This is a genomic window from Aliigemmobacter aestuarii (assembly GCF_004799285.1).
Classification (GTDB): domain Bacteria; phylum Pseudomonadota; class Alphaproteobacteria; order Rhodobacterales; family Rhodobacteraceae; genus Aliigemmobacter; species Aliigemmobacter aestuarii.
The window spans coordinates 231,847-250,068 of sequence record NZ_SSND01000002.1; the positions used below are offsets into that span (position 1 = coordinate 231,847).

General features: G+C 65.7%; 19 protein-coding genes. 10 read left to right on the forward strand and 9 right to left on the reverse strand.

Features of this window, described 5'->3' with window-relative positions; all coding sequences use genetic code 11:
• Positions 1-144: 144 nt before the first annotated feature.
• From E7811_RS09980 to E7811_RS10005, 6 genes are all read left to right on the forward strand, one after another.
• The gene (locus E7811_RS09980; protein WP_136394492.1) at positions 145-1,452 is read left to right on the forward strand and encodes an acetylornithine deacetylase/succinyl-diaminopimelate desuccinylase family protein; all 1,308 of its coding nucleotides are present in this window, start codon (positions 145-147) and stop codon (positions 1,450-1,452) included.
• A 68-nt stretch (positions 1,453-1,520) separates the two neighbouring features.
• Positions 1,521-2,396 carry an SMP-30/gluconolactonase/LRE family protein gene (locus tag E7811_RS09985; RefSeq protein WP_136394493.1) on the forward strand — a complete coding sequence of 292 codons (876 nt, stop codon included), beginning with the start codon at positions 1,521-1,523 and terminating at the stop codon, positions 2,394-2,396.
• Between the two features lie 148 nt (positions 2,397-2,544).
• Positions 2,545-4,023: a calcium-binding protein gene (locus tag E7811_RS09990; RefSeq protein WP_136394494.1), complete on the forward strand. Its 1,479-nt coding sequence runs from the start codon at positions 2,545-2,547 to the stop codon at positions 4,021-4,023.
• Between the two features lie 120 nt (positions 4,024-4,143).
• Positions 4,144-4,809: a CDP-diacylglycerol--glycerol-3-phosphate 3-phosphatidyltransferase gene (gene pgsA / locus E7811_RS09995; protein WP_136394495.1), complete on the forward strand. Its 666-nt coding sequence runs from the start codon at positions 4,144-4,146 to the stop codon at positions 4,807-4,809.
• Positions 4,810-4,814: 5 nt separating this feature from the next.
• Complete coding sequence (moaD, locus tag E7811_RS10000) at positions 4,815-5,060, forward strand: molybdopterin converting factor subunit 1 (RefSeq protein ID WP_136394731.1); 246 nt, start codon at positions 4,815-4,817, stop codon at positions 5,058-5,060.
• A gap of 4 nt (positions 5,061-5,064) precedes the next feature.
• The gene (locus E7811_RS10005) at positions 5,065-5,505 is read left to right on the forward strand and encodes a molybdenum cofactor biosynthesis protein MoaE (protein ID WP_136394496.1); all 441 of its coding nucleotides are present in this window, start codon (positions 5,065-5,067) and stop codon (positions 5,503-5,505) included.
• On the opposite strand, the gene E7811_RS10010 is transcribed toward E7811_RS10005, so the two are convergent.
• Positions 5,492-6,487, reverse strand: coding sequence for a P1 family peptidase (locus E7811_RS10010; protein WP_136394497.1), 996 nt, complete (start codon positions 6,485-6,487; stop codon positions 5,492-5,494). The genes E7811_RS10005 and E7811_RS10010 overlap by 14 nt on opposite strands.
• Before the next feature lie 296 nt (positions 6,488-6,783).
• Between E7811_RS10010 and E7811_RS10015 the strand changes: the two genes are divergently transcribed.
• Together E7811_RS10015 and E7811_RS10020 are read left to right on the forward strand one after the other, a co-directional pair.
• Positions 6,784-7,998 carry a M24 family metallopeptidase gene (locus E7811_RS10015; protein WP_136394498.1) on the forward strand — a complete coding sequence of 405 codons (1,215 nt, stop codon included), beginning with the start codon at positions 6,784-6,786 and terminating at the stop codon, positions 7,996-7,998.
• Between the two features lie 232 nt (positions 7,999-8,230).
• The gene (locus tag E7811_RS10020) at positions 8,231-8,959 is read left to right on the forward strand and encodes a L,D-transpeptidase (protein WP_136394499.1); all 729 of its coding nucleotides are present in this window, start codon (positions 8,231-8,233) and stop codon (positions 8,957-8,959) included.
• A 6-nt stretch (positions 8,960-8,965) separates the two neighbouring features.
• On the opposite strand, the gene E7811_RS10025 is transcribed toward E7811_RS10020, so the two are convergent.
• The gene (locus E7811_RS10025) at positions 8,966-9,310 is read right to left on the reverse strand and encodes a cupin domain-containing protein (RefSeq protein ID WP_136394500.1); all 345 of its coding nucleotides are present in this window, start codon (positions 9,308-9,310) and stop codon (positions 8,966-8,968) included.
• Between the two features lie 169 nt (positions 9,311-9,479).
• Between E7811_RS10025 and panB the strand changes: the two genes are divergently transcribed.
• Both panB and panC read left to right on the forward strand, forming a co-directional pair.
• On the forward strand, positions 9,480-10,319 hold the full coding sequence (gene panB, locus E7811_RS10030) for a 3-methyl-2-oxobutanoate hydroxymethyltransferase (protein ID WP_136394501.1): 840 nt from the start codon (positions 9,480-9,482) through the stop codon (positions 10,317-10,319).
• Positions 10,316-11,155 carry a pantoate--beta-alanine ligase gene (panC, locus tag E7811_RS10035; protein WP_136394502.1) on the forward strand — a complete coding sequence of 280 codons (840 nt, stop codon included), beginning with the start codon at positions 10,316-10,318 and terminating at the stop codon, positions 11,153-11,155. Before panB ends, panC begins: the two co-directional genes overlap by 4 nt.
• Positions 11,156-11,195: 40 nt before the next feature.
• Here the strand turns inward: panC and uvrC are convergent, their stop codons facing one another.
• The 7 genes from uvrC to E7811_RS10070 form a co-directional block, all read right to left on the reverse strand.
• Entirely contained in the window at positions 11,196-13,067 is a 1,872-nt protein-coding gene (uvrC, locus tag E7811_RS10040) for an excinuclease ABC subunit UvrC (RefSeq protein ID WP_136394503.1), read from the reverse strand.
• 311 nt (positions 13,068-13,378) lie between these two features.
• Positions 13,379-14,155 (reverse strand): SDR family oxidoreductase, encoded by a 777-nt coding sequence (locus E7811_RS10045; RefSeq protein ID WP_136394504.1) that lies wholly within the window; start codon positions 14,153-14,155, stop codon positions 13,379-13,381.
• The gene (locus E7811_RS10050) at positions 14,155-15,096 is read right to left on the reverse strand and encodes a calcium/sodium antiporter (protein WP_136394505.1); all 942 of its coding nucleotides are present in this window, start codon (positions 15,094-15,096) and stop codon (positions 14,155-14,157) included. The genes E7811_RS10045 and E7811_RS10050 overlap by 1 nt, the downstream gene beginning before the upstream one ends.
• Positions 15,097-15,102: 6 nt before the next feature.
• Positions 15,103-15,297 carry a hypothetical protein gene (locus tag E7811_RS10055; RefSeq protein ID WP_136394506.1) on the reverse strand — a complete coding sequence of 65 codons (195 nt, stop codon included), beginning with the start codon at positions 15,295-15,297 and terminating at the stop codon, positions 15,103-15,105.
• A gap of 1 nt (position 15,298) precedes the next feature.
• Positions 15,299-16,102: a S49 family peptidase gene (locus tag E7811_RS10060; protein ID WP_136394507.1), complete on the reverse strand. Its 804-nt coding sequence runs from the start codon at positions 16,100-16,102 to the stop codon at positions 15,299-15,301.
• Between the two features lie 61 nt (positions 16,103-16,163).
• Positions 16,164-17,378: a phenylacetate--CoA ligase family protein gene (locus E7811_RS10065; RefSeq protein ID WP_394345615.1), complete on the reverse strand. Its 1,215-nt coding sequence runs from the start codon at positions 17,376-17,378 to the stop codon at positions 16,164-16,166.
• Positions 17,375-18,217, reverse strand: a complete 843-nt coding sequence (locus tag E7811_RS10070) for an ABC transporter ATP-binding protein (RefSeq protein WP_136394508.1) — start codon at positions 18,215-18,217, stop codon at positions 17,375-17,377. Before E7811_RS10070 ends, E7811_RS10065 begins: the two co-directional genes overlap by 4 nt.
• Between the last annotated feature and the right edge of the window lie 5 nt (positions 18,218-18,222).

An 18,222-nucleotide genomic window follows, 5' to 3' on the forward strand; every position in this document is an offset into this window, starting at 1 on the left:
CGTATCTGTTGGCACCGACACCGCGCCGACCCGGCCCGCTGGTTTCACCCTGCGACAGAAGCCGCCGCCAATGCAATTTGAAACTGCGGGAATACCCCCTGAAACCGCCTTGCCGCACAACGGATTTGCCCCCTAATCTTGCCCATGCCCAAGTCGCTGACAGACCGTGAAACCGCCCTGCTGGCCGCCATCGCCGCGCGCGAGGACGATCTGGTGCGTCTGACGCAGGATCTGATCCGGATTCCCACCCTGAACCCGCCGGGCCTGAACTATCGCGAGATCTGCGAATACCTTGCGGCGCGGCTGATGCCCGAGGGCTTCGAACTATCGTTGATCCGGGCCGAGGGCGCGCCCGGCGACAGCGACACCCATCCCCGCTGGAACCTGATCGCGCGACGCGAGGGGGCACGGCCCGGCGACTGCGTGCATTTCAACAGCCACCACGATGTGGTCGAGGTCGGCCACGGCTGGACCCGCGATCCCTTTGGGGCCGAGCGCGACGGCGACCGCATCTATGGCCGCGGGTCCTGCGACATGAAGGGGGGGCTTGCCGCCTCGATCATCGCGGCCGAGGCATTCATCGCCACATTCCCCGATTTCGCGGGTGCGATCGAAATCAGCGCCACCGCGGACGAGGAATCGGGCGGCTATGGCGGGGTGGCGTGGCTTGCCGAACGGGGATGGTTCGCGCCCGAACGGGTGCAGCATGTCATCATCCCCGAACCCCTGCACAAGGACCGCATCTGCCTTGGCCATCGCGGCGTCTGGTGGGCCGAGATCGAAACCCATGGCCGCATCGCGCATGGGTCGATGCCCTTTCTGGGCGACAGCGCGATACGTCACATGGGCGCGGTGCTGGCGGAAATCGAAGACAGGCTTTACCCGCATCTTGCGACAAAGCGCACCGCCATGCCCGTGGTGCCCGAAGGCGCGCGCGCGTCGACCCTGAACATCAACTCCATCCACGGCGGCGAACCGGAACCCGAACCCGGCTATACTGGCCTGCCCGCGCCCTGCGTGGCCGACCGCTGCCGCATCATCATCGACCGCCGCTTCCTGATCGAGGAAGCCCTGCCCGAGGTGAAGGCCGAGGTGACGGGCCTGCTTGACCGGCTGGCAGAAACCCGGCCGGGATTCAGCTATGCGATCCGCGACCTGTTCGAGGTGCAGCCGACGATGGCCGACCGCGAGGCGCCCGTCGTCCGCACCACGGCGGCGGCGATCGAACGCGTGCTGGACAGGATGCCTGATTTCGTCGTCTCGCCCGGCACCTACGACCAGAAACACATCGACCGCATCGGACGGCTGAAGAACTGCATCGCCTACGGGCCGGGGCTGTTGCATCTGGCACACCAGCCCGACGAATGGGTGGGGATCACCGACATGATGGACAGCGCCCGCGTCATGGCGCTTGTCCTGGCCGATCTGCTGGGCGGTCCTGCCGACGCTTAGCCGGTTTGCCCCGCTTCACGGCCTGTGGTAACGCAGACCGATAGCGCTAACGACCAGTGGACAGGCCCATGACCCGGATCACCCGCCTTCTGCCCGACACCCGCTTCGGCCTGGGCGAAGGCCCGGTCTGGGATGACCGGGCGCAGGTCCTGTATTTCGTCGACATCGCCGCGCGCGCCCTGCACCGCCTGGACCCGGAAACGGGCGCCCACACATCCTGGGCATTCGACGAAAAGATCTCGTGCCTCGGTCTGACCGAGGGGGATGGCATCCTTGTGTCGGGCCAATCGGGGCTTTGGCTTCTGAACCCGGCGGATGGCAGCCGCGCCTTGCGCTTTCCGATCCCCGCCCTGCCCGCCGACATGCGCACAAATGACGGCAAGGTCGGGCCGGATGGTTGTTTCTGGGTCGGCACGATGACCGACAGCGACACACGCGGCCCGGACGGGTTCCTGATGCGGATCGCGCCCGACGGCGAGGTGCGGGTCGTGCTGAAGGGTTTGACCACCCCGAACGGTCTGGGCTGGTCGGCGGATGGCGCGCGCCTCTACTACGCCGAAACCCGCGACAGGACAGTGGACCTGTTCGATGTGGGCGTGGATGGCGCGCTGTCGAACCGCCGCCGCTTTGCCGACATACCCGCCGATTGCGGCCGCCCGGACGGCGCGGCCTTCGACGCCGAAGGCCATTACTGGGTGGCGGGAATAGACGCGGGCCGGGTCAACCGGATCGCGCCGCATGGGCGGATCGCTTCCCATGTCGACCTTCCCACGCCGATGGTGACGATGCCCTGCTTCGGCGGCCCGGACCTTCGCACGGTCTTTGTCACCTCACTGATCCGCAAGGGCGCGGACGACCCGCAGGCAGGCGGGCTGTTCAGCTTTCGCGCGCCGGTCGCGGGCCGCCTGCCCCATAGGTTCAAAATCCGTGGGAATTTGATCTAGGTCATTATTCCTTCCGGGTTACTGGTGAAAAGCTGACGCCATATCGAAACGCGTTTGCGCCAGTCCTAGCATTTCGATTAATCATTTTCCCTGTTGCCAGTGCCCATGTCCGGGATGACGCGCGAACTCCCTGCAGGAGGAGTCGGCAATGGTATCCTTGATCAATGGTCTCGGCGGAACGGTCGGGTTTGGCGAAAATGAACTCTACAGGAATGACGATGGCTATTCGACCGCCATCGACATCACCTCGGTGTTCCAGAACGGGCTGAATTTCTTCGGCACCCGTTACGACAACATGTATGTCAACACCAACGGGTCGGTCACGTTCAACTTCGGCCTGTCCACATACACGCCGACGACGATCACCTCGGCCACCTACGCCGGGCTGTTTCCCTTCTGGGCGGATGTGGACACCCGCAGCGGCACGTCGTCGATCACCCCCGGCGGCACCTCCAAGGGCACGAACCTTGTCTATTGGGATATCGCCCCGGGGCGCGACCGGATCGTGATCACCTGGGATGACGTGGGGTACTACAGCTACCAGACCGACAAGCTGAACGCCTTCCAGATCGTCATCACCGACCTGTCCGACCGGACCGGCTATCGCGACGGCGATTTCATGTTCGAATACCGCTATGAAACGCTCAACTGGACGACCGGTTCGGCCAGCGGCGGGGTGAACGGCCTTGGCGGGAACATCGCCCGCGCCGGGTGGTCGGCCGCGAACGGGCTGAACTTCTTCGAGATGCCGGGATCGGGTAACCAGACCGGCGCGCTGACCTGGGACACCCGCGCCGGCAACACCGGCACCGATGGCCTGTGGCGCTTTGTCGTGCGCAATTCCTCGGCCGGCGATGACCGGATCACCGGCGGCGCGAGCGATGACGTGATCGACGGCGGGGCGGGCAACGACTCGCTCAATGGCGGTCTGGGCGGCGACTACCTTGCCGGTGGCCTGGGCAACGACCTGCTGATCGGCGGGGCGCAGAACGATTATCTGGTGGGCGGACCGGGCCGGGATTCCCTTTACGGCAAACGCGGCAACGACGTGCTGAACGGCGGTCTGGGCAATGACCTGCTGAACGGCGGCCTTGGCAAGGACTGGGCCGAATTCACCGATGCCGCCGCCCGCGTGAACCTGGCCCTGACCGGCCGCCAGAACACCGGAAACGGCTATGACCGGCTTGTCAGCATCGAGAACCTGCTGGGCAGCTCCTTCGACGACGTGCTGCGCGGCAACGGGCGGGCCAATGTGATCGACGGCCGCGCCGGGAACGACAAGATTTTCGGCAAGGGCGGGAACGACCGGCTGATCGGCGGCGACGGGGCGGATACCGTCTATGGTGGCAGCGGTAGCGACAAGTTCATCTTCGCCGAACTGAACGACATCAGCACGGGCGAGAAGATAGGCGACTTCCAGCATGGCATCGACAAGATCAACCTGCGCCCGATCGCCGAGGATCTGGATTTCATCGGTCGCGCCGCCTTCACCGGCGATGCGGGCGAGGTCCGCTTCAACCGCGCGCAGACGCAGCTTGAAATCGACTCCACCGGTGACGGTGTTGCCGATTACATCATCGACCTGCCGCGCGTGACGCTGTTCACCGCGATTGACATCCTGGTGTAACGCAGGCCCTCTCGGGGGCAGGAAACCATGCGAAGGGGCGCGGACGATCCGCGCCCCTTCCGCTTGCCGGGGGCGCAAGCCCCCTTCCCCCCGGCTTCGGCTTTCGGCTAGGAATGGGCCATGACATGGACGCTGCCAAATATCCTGACCCTGCTGCGCCTCTTCGCCGCGCCCGGCGTTGCGGTCATGTTTCTGTATTTCCACCGCCCCTGGGCGGATTGGCTGGCACTTGCGCTGTTTGTCGGCGCGGCGATCACCGATTTCTTTGACGGCTACCTCGCGCGCCTGTGGAAGCAGGAATCGAAGTTCGGCGCCATGCTGGACCCGATCGCCGACAAGGCGATGGTGGTCATCGCCCTTGTCATCATCACCGGATATTCCGGCATGAACCCCTGGCTGATCCTGCCTGTCACCGTGATCCTGTTCCGCGAAGTCTTCGTGTCGGGTCTGCGGGAATTCCTGGGCTCCACCGCGGGGCTGCTGAAGGTCACGAAACTGGCCAAGTGGAAGACCACCGCGCAGATGGTGGCGATCGCTGTCCTGTTCCTTGGCACCGGCCTCGAACATCTTGAGGGGATCGCCCGGCAGGGTCTGACGCCGGAACAATATGCCGACCTCGTCTCGCAGGGGCAGGCCGATCCGATCCGCTCTTGCGGGGTTCGGGGCTGTTCCTCCTATGCCACCCTCGCCGGGCTCGGATTGATCTGGATCGCGGCCATCCTCACCTTTCTGACCGGCTGGGACTATTTCCGCAAATCCCTGCCCTACCTGAAGGATGGCGCATGAAGACGATCGAGGTTCTCTATTTCGCCTGGGTGCGCGAACGAATCGGCCTGCCGCGTGAAACTGTGACGACCGAAGCGGCCACAGTCGCCGATCTGGTGGCGGAACTTTCCGCCCGTGAAGACCGCTACGCGCTGGCGTTCTCGGACCTTTCTGTGCTGCGCGTGGCACTGGATCAGGACCTGTCGGATTTCTCCGCCCCGCTCGACGGTGTGCGCGAGGTGGCCTTCTTCCCGCCCATGACCGGGGGCTGATCCGATGCGCCTCTCGGTCCAGTCCGCCCCCTTCGATCTTGGCGCCGAGGCCAATGCCTTTGCCGCCGCGCAGACCGGCGCCGGTGCCGTAGTGACCTTCACCGGCATCGTGCGCGACAACGCAGGCACGCTCGCCGCGATGGAAATCGAACATTACCCCGGCATGACCGAACGCGCGATCGGGCAGATCCTGGATCAGGCGATGGCGCGCTGGTCGCTGTCGGACGCGCTGGTGATCCACCGGCACGGACGACTGGCAGCGGGCGAGCCGATCATGATGGTGGCGACAGCGGCCCCGCATCGCGCCGATGCCTTCGCCGCGGCCGAATTCCTGATGGATTACCTGAAATCCCGCGCGCCCTTCTGGAAGAAGGAAATCGGCACCGACGGCGCGGCCTGGGTCGCCGCGAAGGACGAGGACGAAGCCGCCCTTACCCGCTGGTGAAGGCCTCGCGCCAGACGGGCTGCGGAAAGCCCGGAAGCGGCGTGGCCGCATGCACGGCCCGCGCGATCGCCCGCGCAAGGCAGGTCGCGGCCGCATGGCCGATCTGGAAGGCATCCCGCAGCGGATCCTCCAAGGGCCGCGCGCCCGTCGCCGCGGCAAAGACCAGATCACCGTCCAGCGGCGTGTGGCTGGGCAGGATGGCCCGCGCCATGCCGTCATGGGCCGCCGTCGCCATGCGCTGCGCCCCGGCCTGGTTCAGCGCCGCGTCGGTCGCCACGATCGCGATGGTGGTCGCCTCGCCCATCCGCTTGCGCGGCACCGGATCGTCCGGCGGCGGAAAGGACGCGGGCAGGCCAAGCCCGCCGAATTCGGCCGCCAACTCCCAGGGCGCGGACCAGAAATGCGGCCCCTCGCCCACCGTGACCGACCCGAGCGCATTGACGGCAACCAGCGCGCCCACCGTGATCCCGCTGTCCAGCACCGCCGAGGCCGAGCCAAGCCCCCCCTTCCACCGCCCGGTCATCGCGCCATAGCCCGCGCCCGCCGTGCCGAGGGCGAAATCCGTCCCGGCGGCGGCCAGCGCCGCGCGGCCCAGTCCGCGATAGGGGTTCTCCGTCCAGCCCTTGTCGCCCCCGTTCAGGAGATCGAACAGGATCGCCCCGGGCACGATCGGCACCCGCTGATCGCCCACGGCAAAGCCGCGCCCCGCCGCGCGCAGGGCATCGGCCACCCCCGAACAGGCATCAAGCCCGAACGCCGAACCACCCGACAGGACCAGCGCATCGACTTCCTGCACGAGCCGGTCGGGCGCAAGAAGATCCGTCTCGCGCGTGCCCGGTGCGCCGCCCATCACATGCACCGCCGCCGTGAAGGGCCTGCTGGCCGTCAGCACCGTCACCCCCGAGCGGAGCGCCGCATCCTCGGCATTGCCCACCCACAGCCCCGCCACATCGGTGATCAGGTTTCGCGATCCGGTCTTCATCCTGCTGCCTTTCACCTGGTGGCAAGTATCCTCGGGGGTGAGCCGCCGCAGGCGGCAAGCGGGCAGACAGCCCCCTTGCCCGATTTTTCGCCGAAAAATCGGCGCCAACCAAGCCCGAACCGCGCCCTTGCCAAATGTCACGGGTCAGGGCATGTTCCCGCCTGAGCCGCGGCGATGGCGTCGCCGCAGGGGCCGCCATGCGCGCCCTGACGCTTGCGGAACCACCGCCACCGTCCTGTACGCCGGGACCTTTCGGGGTCCCGCAAAGGGCGGACCCCGTTCAAAGGGGTCTGACAATGACGCTCATCCGTCCCGAAATGTATCGCTATCACAATGGCGGCGCCAAGGATGCACTGCCCTTCTCGGTCGAGGAATACGAAGACCGGCTTGCCGGCCTGCGCGACATCATGGACATGCACGGCCTCGATGCGGTCGTGCTGACCTCGATGCACAACGTCGCCTATTACTCGGGCTTCCTCTACTGCTCGTTCGGGCGCCCCTATGCCTGCGTCGTCACGAAGACCGAATGCGTGACGATCAGCGCCGGCATCGACGCGGGCCAGCCCTGGCGCCGTTCGGTGGGCGACAACATCACCTATACCGACTGGAAGCGCGACAATTTCTGGCGCGCCGTCGCCTCGGTCACGGGCACCGGCAAGTCCATCGGCTGCGAGGCCGATCACCTGACGCTGGAACGGTCGGAAAAGCTGAACGCCTTCCTGCAACCCAAGCGCGGCATGGACATCGCGCCGGCGACGATGGAACAGCGGATGCGCAAGTCGCCCGCCGAAATCGCGCTGATCAAGCATGGCGCGAACGTGGCCGATGTCGGCGGCTACGCCATCCGCGAAGCCGTCCGCGAGGGCGCGACCGAGCTTGAGGTCACGATGGCCGGGCGTGACGCGATGGAACGCGAGATCGCAAAGCGCTTCCCGGACGCGGAATATCGCGACACCTGGGTCTGGTTCCAGTCGGGTCTGAACACCGACGGCGCACACAACCCGGTGACGAACCGCAAGCTGAAGCGCGGCGATATCCTGTCGCTCAACTGCTTCCCGATGATCTCGGGCTATTACACGGCGCTGGAGCGCACCATGTTCGTGGGCGAGGTCGATGACGCCAGCCTGAAGATCTGGGAAGCCAACGTCGCCGCCCATGAATACGGGATGAGCCTGCTGAAACCCGGCGCCTCCTGCGCCGAGGTGACGCACAAGATCAACGAGTTCTTCGCCGAACGCGACCTGCTGCAATACCGCACCTTCGGCTATGGCCACTCGTTCGGCGTCCTGTCGCATTACTACGGCCGCGAGGCCGGTCTGGAACTGCGCGAGGATATCGATACGGTGCTGGAACCCGGCATGGTGATCTCGATGGAGCCGATGCTGACCATCGCCGACGGCGAACCCGGCGCGGGCGGATACCGGGAACATGACATCCTCGTCATCACCGAGGATGGAAACGAGAACATCACCGGCTATCCCTACGGCCCCGGCTTCAACGTCGTGGGTTGAACCGGTCCGCGTGCCCCGTTGGCACAGCGCGCCCCCAGGCGCCGCCGACGGGTGCCCGAAACCGCGGCCGTCACGCGAAAGTGTGCCGCCGGATGTTACAATCCGGCGGCATTCGTGAACGCAGTCAGGCCCAAAGGCTTGACGCCGCATGACCGGAGGGGGTTCTTAGGGGGACTCTTGAGAATCCGGGAAATCTGTCGTGGATCGTACCATTACCCGTCGAACAGCCCTGATGGGCCTTGCCTCCCTTGCCGCCTGCACGCAGGTGCCAAGCGGACCGGTGCTCCTGCCGGCAGTGCCCGGATATGAAGAGATCGATGACGTCGATTTCGTCATCCCCGGCGTGAACCCAGCCTACCTTCAGGGCACCAACCGCCGGGTCGAGGTCGCCTACACCGGCCCGGACGGCCCTGGCTCCATCGTGGTCGACCCCTACGCACGGCGGCTCTACTTCGTGACCGGCCCGCTTCGGGCCTGGCGCTATGGCATCGCCGTGGGCCGCGCGGGGCTTGGCTTCACCGGCACCGGCACGATCCAGCGCAAGGAACGCTGGCCGAGCTGGACGCCGACCAAGAACATGATCCGCACCTTCCCCGAGATGTATGCCGAATATGCGGGCGGCCTGCCCGGCGGCCTGTCGAACCCCCTGGGTGCGCGGGCGCTCTATCTCTATCGCGGCGGGCGCGACACCTATTACCGCATCCACGGCACGAATGAACAATCCTCGATCGGTCGCGCCACCTCGGCGGGCTGCATCCGGCTGTTCAACCAGGACATCATCCACCTGTTCAACCAGGTGCCACTGGGCAGTTTCGTCCGGGTTCGGTCCTTGCAGGAATCGCTGGAACAGGAAGGCGCCTACATGGACGACGCCGAGGGCCGCGCCGTGCCGGTCGATCCGGCCGCGTCAGAGGCGATCGCCCGTGCCAACGCGGCCGCAAAGGGATACGTGCTGCGCTGACATGCGTCAGCTACGGATCACGTAATCCTTCAACGTGGTTTCCACGACCTCCCAGGTGCCTTCGAAACCGGGACGGATGATATAGCTGTCGCCCGCGCGCAGCGTGGTGGCGCGGCCCGTCGCGTCGGTCAGGATCGAAACGCCTTCGAGGATCCGGATGTATTCCCATTCGGCATAGCTGATCCGCCACTTGCCGGGGGTGGATTGCCACAGGCCGCAATAAAGCCCGTCGACCTCTTCGAGGTTCCAGGTCGTGTGGACGGGGTCGCCCGCGATCACCTTTTCAGGCGCGGGGCGTTCGACTTCGGGATCGGTTCCTTGCCGTGTCACGGGCAGCAGCAGTTCGGGCATCCGGGGCTCCTTCATGATCTGCACGCATAGCGCACGGACCGGGCCGGTCGGTCAAGCCACTCCCGCGCCAGAGGTCACGCCGCAATGCAGCGCAACATAATTGCTGGCACAGCGCCGGTGCGGCAAGTATAAGCGACTCAACGGTTCCTCGCGAGGGAGTGAGCAAGCAATGAGCGCGAACAGCCCCGTCCGCCCGGTCCTGCCCGCCGACATCAAGGCCCGCAAGGGCGCCGCGCCGCTGGTCTGCCTGACCGCCTACACGACGCCCGTCGCCCGTCTGGTCGATCCGCATTGCGACATTGCGCTGGTGGGCGACAGCCTTGGCATGGTGCTGCACGGCCTGCCCTCGACCATCGGCGTGACGATGGAAATGATGATCTTTCACGGGCGCGCCGTGGTGCGCGGCCTGCAGAAGGCGATGCCGGTCATCGACATGCCCTTCGGCAGCTACGAGGAAGGCCGCGAACAGGCCTTCCGCAACGCCGCACGGCTGATGGCGGAAACCGGCGCGCCCGCGGTCAAGCTGGAAGGCGGGCAGCACATGGCCGAAACCATCGCCTTCCTGACCGCGCGCGGGGTGCCGGTGATGGCCCATGTCGGGCTGACGCCGCAGGCGGTCAACACATTGGGCGGCTACAAGGTGGTGGGCCGCGAGGCCGAGGCCGACCGCGTCATGGCCGACGCCCGCGCGGTGCAGGATGCCGGCGCTTTTTCCGTCGTTCTGGAAAAGGTCCCCGAAGGTCTGGCCGGACGGATCACACAGGCGCTGGACATCCCCACCATCGGCATCGGCGCAGGGGTGAAATGCGACGGCCAGATCCTTGTGGTGGACGACATGCTGGGGCTCTTCACCGAATTCCGGCCGAAGTTCGTCAAGCGCTATGCCAACCTCGGACAGATGGCCGATCAGGCGATCGCCGATTACGCCGCCGAGGTGCGCGCGCGAACCTTCCCCGCCGCCGAACACGCCTTCCCCGACGTCCTTCCCGCGAAGGGCGCGAAATCGTGACAACGATCCTGCGGACCGTCGCGGACCTGCGCACCGAGGTGCGCGCCTGGAAGGCCCAGGGCAAGACCGTGGGCGTGGTGCCGACGATGGGCGCGCTGCACGATGGCCACCTGAGCCTCGCGCGTCGCGCACGGGCCGAATGCGACCGGGTGATCGTGACGATCTTCGTCAACCCGATGCAGTTCAACAACCCCGAAGACCTGAAGAAATACCCTCGCACCGAAGAGGCGGATGCCGCGTTGCTGCGCAGCGTCGGGGTGGAACTGATCTTCGCCCCCGCCCCCGAGGAGGTCTATCCCGAGGGCTTTTCCACGACGGTTTCCGTTGCGGGCGTGTCCGAACCCCTGGAAGGCAAGATGCGTCCGGGGCATTTCGACGGCGTCGCCACCGTGGTCACGAAACTCTTCGGCATGACGATGGCCGACCGCGGCTATTTCGGCCAGAAGGACTGGCAGCAGTTGCAGGTCGTGCAGAAACTGGTGCGCGACCTGAACCTGCCGATCACCATCGTCGGCTGCGAAACCATCCGCGAGCCGGACGGGCTTGCCATGTCCTCGCGCAATGTCCGCCTGACGGACGCGGGCCGCCGCATCGCCCCGGTGTTCTACGCCGCCATCACGGCCGCCGCCGAGGATATCCGCGCCGGTCAGTCGGACCGGATGGCGATCCGCGAGGCGGCGGTGACGATGCGCGACGCCGGGTTCGAGCGGGTGGAATACATCGAATTGCGCGATGCCGAAACGCTTCTGCCCTCGCACGATCCCACGCGACCGCGCCGGATGCTGGCCGCAGCCTGGCTGGACGGCGTGCGCCTGATCGACAACATCCCCGTGTGATACGCGCGGACAAATGGGGGCTATCTGCCCCCGGCTTTCCTCAACCTTTGGCGTGAAAGAAATCGTGGATCGTGCGGGCCATCGTTTCGCTGATGCCATCCACGGCCATCAGATCGGCAAGGCCCGCCCGCGACACGGCCTTGGCGCTGCCGAAATGGGCCAAAAGCGCCCGCTTGCGCGCAGCCCCCACGCCCGGCACGTCGTCAAGAGGTGTCGCGCCCACGGCCTTGGCACGTTTCGCGCGATGCGCGCCGATCGCCCAGCGATGCGCCTCGTCGCGCAGGCGCTGGATGAAATACAGGACCGGATCGTTCCGTTGCAAGGCGAAGGGCGGCTCTCCGGGGCGATGGAATTCCTCCTTGCCCTGGTCGCGGTCGATCCCCTTGGCCACGCCCACCATGGCGATGTCATCCACGCCCATCTCGGCCATCACGCCCGCCACGGCCGAAACCTGCCCCGCCCCGCCGTCGATCAGCAGCAGGTCGGGCCAGGCGTCCGTCTTGCGCTCGGGGTCTTCCTTCAGAAGCCGTTCGAAGCGGCGTGTCAGCACCTCGCGCATCATGCCGAAGTCATCGCCCTGCGCACCTGCATCCCCCTTGATGTTGAACTTGCGGTACTGCGATTTCAGGAAACCGTCGGGCCCGGACACGATCATGCCACCCACCGCAATCGCACCCTGGATGTGGCTGTTGTCATAGACCTCGATCCGCCGGGGCGGCGCGTCCAGATCGAATGCTTCTGCCAGCCCGGCCAGAAGCCTGTTCTGTGTGGCACTTTCGGCCATCCGCCGGGCCAGGCTTTCGCGGGCGTTGCGCGTGGCGTTTTCCACCAGTTCGGCCTTTTCGCCGCGCCGGGGCACGGCCAGTTCGACCCGGCGTCCGGCCCGCTGGGCCAGAAGATCGGCCATCAGGTCTTCATCCTCGATCGGATGCGACAGAAGGATCAGCCGGGGCGGGTCCTTGTCATCATAGAACTGCGCAAGAAACGCCTGAAGGATTTCCGGTTCCTCGGCGCCCGCACCGGTGCGCGGATAGAAATCGCGGTTGCCCCAGCTCTGGTTCGCGCGGATGAAGAACACCTGCACACAGGCCTGGCCGCTTTCCAGATGCACGGCGATCACATCGGCCTCGGCCACACCGCGCGGGTTGACGCCCTGAGCTTGCTGCACCTGGGTCAGCGCGCGGATCCGGTCGCGCAGGGCGGCGGCGCGTTCGAACTCCATGGCCTCGCTAGCGGCCTGCATCTGTTCGGCAAGCTCGGCCTGCACGGCGGTCGACTTGCCTTCCAGAAAGCGCTCGGCATCGGCGACCAGCGCGGCATAGCCCGCCTCGTCGATCTTGCCCACGCAGGGGCCGCTGCATCGCTTGATCTGGTACTGAAGGCAGGGGCGCGTGCGGCTTTCGAACATCGCGTCCGAACAGTTGCGAAGCAGGAACACCTTCTGCAACTGGTTCAGCGTCCGGTTCACCGCCCCGGCGCTGGCGAAGGGGCCAAAGTAGCTGCCCTTCTCGGTCTTGCGCCCCCGGTGCTTCTTGATCTGGGGAAAGCGGTGTTCCTTGCCGATCAGGATGTTCGGGAAGGACTTGTCGTCCCTGAGCAGCACGTTATAGCGCGGCTTCAACTGCTTGATCAGGTTCTGTTCCAGCAGCAGCGCCTCGGTCTCGGTCCGGGTCGTCAGGAACATCATCGCGGAGGTTTCGCGGATCATCCGCGCGATGCGGGCGGAATGACCCGAGGGCCGGGCATAGTTCGACACCCGCGCCTTCAGGTTACGGGCCTTGCCGACGTAAAGAACCTCGGCCTTGTCGTTCAGCATCCGGTAGACGCCGGGCGATGCATCGAGCGTCTTCAGGTAATCCTGGATAAGATCATGCCCGGTCAGGGGCGGGGTCTGGCCCGTTTCGACGGTCACGCGAAAACACCTTGGTCCGAGTCATCGATTCCCCTCCTTGGCTGCAACAGACCAAGGACGAGGGCAAGGGCAAAGCTGTCCACCATTTCTGTGGATAACTCTGCGCAAAAACTTTTGGGAAGCCGGAATTTTCCTTGTTTTCGGCCCCCCTGAACGGTTTGCACAAAAAATGGGCAGTAATTCAATCCGTTGATTGTAAACGAAAAATAATTGTACGGATGGCAAATTCCTTGCAAATCAGGGGCTTACGTAACACTTTCGTAACCGGATCGTGAGGGGTGGACAACTTGCCGCGACCTGCCTCCGCAAGGTCACTCCACGCCCAGCACGTCGGGGGTTTGCCAGGCCAGATGCTGGCCCCCATCCACCGCGATCATCTGCCCCGTGACGGCCGGGGAATCGAGGAAAAATCCCAGCGCGGCAACGATATCGGCCGCATTCGCCCCCCGCCCCAGAACCGTGGCGGCGCGCTGCCGGGCGAAGTGGGATTCGCTTTGCCGACCGCCGCGCAGGGTCGGGCCGGGGCCGATCGCATTGACGCGGACCGCCGGGGCCAGGGCCTGGGCCGAGGTGCGGGTCAGCGCCCAGAGGCCCATCTTGGCCAGGGTGTAGGTCATGAATTCGGGGGTCAGCTTGTGCACACGTTGGTCGATCATGTTCACGATCAGGGCACGCGCCACCGGTTCGCCCGCCTCGTCCCGCCCGGCCTCGGGCGCCTGCGCGGCGAAGGCCTGCGTCAGGACGAAGGGCGCGCGAAGGTTCGATTCCATGTGCCTGTCCCAGCTTTCCCGGGTGGCACTGCGCAGGTTGTCGTATTCAAAGATCGATGCGTTGTTGACCAGAACCGTCAGGGGGCCGCCAAGCGCCTCGGCGGCCTGCCCGACAAGAGGCGCGACCTGCGCCTCGTCCAGCAGATCGGCGCCAAGGGCCACGGCCTTGCGTCCCATCGCCTGAAGCTCGGCCACCACCGCCTGGGCCGCGTCGGCCGAGCCGTGGTAATGCACGGCCACGTCATGGCCGCGCGCGCCAAGGTACAGCGCCATTTCGCGCCCCAGACGTTTCGCCCCGCCCGTAACCAGCGCCCGCATCAGAGCACCAGCCAGGCGGAATAGCCGACGTAGGCCGCGACAAATCCCACACCCGCCAGCCGCGTGATATCCAGACGGAACAGGACGAACGGCGCCAGGGCCAGGGCGACCGCCATCATCACCCAGTTGTCACGCCACAGGATCGCCGGATCGACCGGCAGGGGCGCGATCAGGGCGGTGATGCCAAGGATCGACAGGATGTTGAAGATGTTCGATCCGATCACATTGCCAAGCGCCACGTCCGCCTGCTTGCGGATCGCCGCCACGATCGACGTCACCAGTTCCGGCAGCGAGGTGCCGATCGCAACCAGCGTCAGCCCGATCACCGTTTCCGATATCCCGAAGTCGCGGGCGATGTTCACGGCGCCCGTCACCAGAAGGTTTGCCCCGACGCCAAGCCCGACCAGACCGCCCAGGATGTAGGCCGCGACTTTCCACGCCTGCATGTTTTCGTCGGCGCCTTCAAGTTCCACATCCTCATTGGCCGCCTTGTGCGCGCGGGCGGAACGGATGTTGTCGAGGATCATCGCGGCAAGCGCCGCCAGCAGCAAGAGGCCATGCCACCAGATCAGCGGGCCGGTGAAGCACAGCAGCGCAAAGCCCAAGGATACCGCCAGCATCGTGTAATAGCCGCGCCGCGTGTCGATCTGGCTGGAATGGATGGTGGTGATGATCGCGGGCAGGCCCAGGATCAGAAGGATGTTGGCGATGTTCGATCCCACCACATTGCCAATGGCGATCCCCGCCGCGCCGTCCAGCGCGGCCGTGACCGAAACCAGCAGTTCCGGCGCGGACGTGCCGAAGGCCACCACCGTCAGACCCACGATCAGTGCCGGGATGCCAAGACGCAGGGCAAGCGCCACGGCACCCTTCACCAACCCGTCACCCCCGAACACAAGCAGGATCAGACCTGCAACGACATAGCCCAGATCAAGCAGCAAGATAGGTCATCCCTTCGACTTCGGGGGCGTCTTGCACCGGCAATCCCCCTTGCCAATCATGTAGGCCCCGCATTCGGGGCATTTTCGTGCACTGGCCGTCGCCCCCGGCTTGCGCCGCCCCTTTCCGGGAAAGCGCAGGCGTCCGAACATGGCAAGCACCGCCATGGCCAGAAGGAAAAGGGCGATGACCTTGGTGATCATGTCAAAGCCCGAACCTGGCCCATTCGGCCCGGTCCTCGACCGTGGCAAGCGCACCGTCGACCGCCTGCGCCCCAAGCCGCTGGAACAGGCTGCGGCGCTGGCCGTGGCGGATGAAGCGGACCTTTTCGCCGAACATCTCTTTCATCTTCGGCTCCAGATGGGCGATGCCATCGACCAGCCCCAGATCGGCGGCCTGCTGGCCCACCCAGATGTCGGCGTTGAACAGGTCCTGCCCCTCGGCCAGACGCGCACCGCGCCGCGACTTCACATGGTCGATGAAGGCCTGATGGATCGGCTCCTGCAGCGACTTCAGGCGCGCCACGTCCTCGGGCTTTTCGGGCAGGAAGGGATCGGCCAGCGATTTCGACCGCCCGGCCGTGTGGACGCGGCGTTCAATACCGTGCTGCCTGAGGAATTCAGGAAAGCCGAAGCCGGCGAATATCACACCGATCGACCCCACGATCGACGTGCGGTCGACCCAGATGTGATCTGCCGCACAGGCCAGCCAGTAGCCGCCCGAAGCGGCGACATCCTCGACAAAGGCATGGACGGGGATCTTCTTTTCCTCGGCCAGACGGCGGATGCGCGCGGCGATCAGGCTTGATTGCGCGGCCGACCCGCCGGGCGAGTTGACGATCAGCGCCACGGCGGCCGGTTTGCCTTTTGTGAAGGCCCGTTCGATCACGGGGGCAAGGGCGGCATCGTTCAGACCCTGGCCAAAGCGTCCTGCGGCTCCGATGGCGCCGGCAAGACGGACAACGGCGACACGGGGCGGCGCCTGAAGGAATGGGATGAAACGTCGCATGCCAGCCGATGTAGCGGCCCGCCCCCCGCCAAACAAGGCGGGAGGGGAAAAGATTCCCGCCTCAGTCGTATTTGCGCAGGTCGTCGATCACCTTGCCGTCGTTGGGCAGGCTGCCCGGCGGGACAAGTTCGATCCGCCCCTTCATCTTCAGCGCGGCGACGACCGACCCTTCGTAAAGCGCGGGGTTCGTGGCGCGGGTTTCCACCTGCACGGTCATCACGTCCATCTCGCCCTCGCGGGTGGCCACGACGCGGGCGCGGCCGACCTCTTCGTGACGGGCGACGAAATCGGCCACCTGTTCGGGACGCACGAACATGCCCTTGATCTTGGTGGTCTGGTCGGCCCGGCCCATCCAGCCCCGGATACGGGCGTTGGTGCGCCCGCAGGGGGACTGGCCCGGCAGGATGGCCGATAGATCGCCTGTTGCAAACCGGATCAGCGGGTAATCGGGATTGAGCGTTGTCACCACCACCTCGCCCACCTCGCCGTCCGGCACCGGATCGCCCGTGCCCGGTCGGACGATCTCGACGATCACGCCCTCGTCGATCACCATCCCCTCCATCGCCTCGGTCTCGTAGGCGATATTGCCAAGGTCGGCGGTGGCATAGCATTGCAGGCAGAGAATGCCGCGGTCCGCATATTCCTTGCGCAGCGACGGAAACAGCGCACCGCCCCCCACCGCGGCGCGGGTGATCTTCAGCCGCTCGCCCAGTTCCTCGGCCCGGTCAAGGATCACCTTCAGGTAATCGGGCGTGCCGGCATAGGCCGTCGTCCCCACATCCGCCGCCGCGCGAACCTGAAGATCGGTCTGCCCCGTTCCGGCCGGCAGCACCGCCGCACCGACCGCCCGGCAGCCGGATTCAAAGATCATGCCCGCCGGTGTCAGGTGATAGCCGAAGCAGTTCTGCACGATGTCGCCCCGGCCAATCCCGCAGGCATGCAGGAAGCGCCCCATGCGCCACCAGTCGTGACTGATCCCGCCCGGTTCGTAGATCGGGCCGGGGCTTTGAAAGACATGGGCGACATTTGCGGTGAGGATGCCGCCGAAGGGCGGGTTTTCCTTCTGCCATTTCCCAAGCTCGGACTTCCGCAGGACAGGCAGCGCCTTCAGCCCCGCCAGATCGGCCAGCGGCGCGCCGTCGATCCGGCAGGCGCCGGGATGGGCCGCCACGCGGGCAAGCTGGGCATTCAGCCCAGCAAGCTGGGCCGCCGCGCGTTCGTGGGCGGATCGGGTTTCCAGTGAATCGTAATGGCCCACCGCACGATCCCCCCTCATGCCAGCCACCGCTTGCGGCGGCGATAGCTGCGCACGTCGCGAAAGGATTTCCGGCCCTTGTCGGACATGCCCAGATAGAATTCCTTGACGTCCGGGTTCTCGCGCAGCTCGCGCGCCGTTCCCTCCATCACCACACGGCCGCTTTCCAGGATGTATCCGGTATGGGCATAGCGCAGGGCGACGTTCGTGTTCTGCTCGGCCAGAAGGAAGGTCACGCCTTCCTTTTCGTTCACGGCCTTCACGATCTCGAAGATCTGTTCCACCAGCTGCGGCGCAAGCCCCATCGAGGGTTCGTCCAGCAGCACGGTCTCGGGGCGGCTCATCAGGGCACGGCCGATCGCGACCATCTGCTGTTCCCCGCCCGAGGTGTAGCCGGCCTGGCTCTTGCGGCGTTCGCGCAGGCGCGGAAAGTAATTGTAGACCATCTCGAGATCGGCGCTGATCGCCCCCGATCCGTCCTTGCGGGTGTAGGCCCCGGTCAGCAGGTTTTCCTCGACCGTGAGGTGTTCAAAGCAGTGGCGTCCCTCCATCACCTGGATGACGCCCATCTTGACCAGTTCGGCGGGGTTCAGATCCTGCACCTTCTGGCCACGGTAGAGGATGCTGCCCTTCGTGACCTCGCCGCGTTCGGAATGAAGAAGGTTCGACACCGCCTTCAGCGTCGTCGTCTTGCCCGCGCCGTTGCCGCCCAGAAGCGCCGTGATCCCGCCCTTGGGCACGCTGAGGCTGACGCCTTTCAGCACGAGGATGACGTGATTGTAGATCACCTCGATGTTGTTGACCTCCAGCAGCGTGTCGGCTGTGGCATCGGTCCGTGTCTCGGGCTTGGCATCCAGCATCTTCG